A 1,096-nucleotide genomic window follows, 5' to 3' on the forward strand; every position below is an offset into this window, starting at 1 on the left:
GTTGTTGGGTTGCCCGAGTAGCAGCGGGCTCGTGGAATCTGCTGTGAATCTGCCGGGACCACCCGGTAAGCCTAAATACTCAGTGTGACCGATAGTGTATTAGTACCGTGAGGGAATGGTGAAAAGTACCCCGGGAGGGGAGTGAAATAGTTCCTGAAACCGTGTGCTTACAATCCGTCAGAGCACCTTTTAGTGTGTGATGGCGTGCCTTTTGAAGAATGAGCCTGCGAGTCAGCGGCATGTCGCGAGGTTAACCCGTGTGGGGTAGCCGTAGGGAAACCGAATCCTAATGGGGTGTTTTTAGTGGCATGTCCTGGACCCGAAGCGGGGTGATCTACCCATGGCCAGTGTGAAGCAATTGTAAGAGGTTGTGGAGGCGCGAACCCACGTAGGTTGAAAACTGCGGGGATGAGCTGTGGGTAGGGGTGAAAGGCCAATCAAACTCCGTGATAGCTGGTTCTCCCCGAAATGCATTTAGGTGCAGCGTCGCATGAGCTTGGTGGAGGTAGAGCTACTGGTTGGTTGAGCGGGACTACAATCTTAGCAATGTCAGCCAAACTCCGAATGCCATCAACGTGTTGTGCGGCAGTGAGACTGTGGGGGATAAGCTTCATAGTCGAGAGGGAAACAGCCCAGATCGCCGGTTAAGGCCCCTAAGGGTGTGCTAAGTGGAAAAGGATGTGGGATCGCGAAGACAGCCAGGAGGTTGGCTTAGAAGCAGCCATCCTTGAAAGAGTGCGTAATAGCTCACTGGTCGAGTGGTCCTGCGCCGACAATGTAGTGGGGCTCAAGCACACCGCCGAAGCCGCGGCAAACATTTTGTTTGGGTAGGGGAGCGTCGTGCATGTGTTGAAGCGTTACCGTAAGGAGGCGTGGAGTGTGTGCGAGTGAGAATGCAGGCATGAGTAACGAATTGGAAGGTGAGAATCCTTCCCGCCGGATGACTAAGGGTTCCTGGGTCAAGTTCGTCTTCCCAGGGTGAGTCGGGACCTAAGGCGAGGCCGACAGGCGTAGTCGATGGACAACCAGTTGATATTCTGGTACCCGTATGTCCGCGCCCATGATAAAGCACTGATACTAACCACCGCGGATACGA

At 54.3% G+C, this 1,096-nt stretch carries 1 rRNA gene; it reads left to right on the plus strand.

From position 1 onward, the window contains the following. Nucleotides 1-1,096, plus strand: a 23S ribosomal RNA gene (locus HMPREF2875_RS00315); the annotation flags it as partial.

This window comes from Corynebacterium sp. HMSC078H07, assembly GCF_001812805.1.
Taxonomy (GTDB): Bacteria; Actinomycetota; Actinomycetes; order Mycobacteriales; family Mycobacteriaceae; genus Corynebacterium.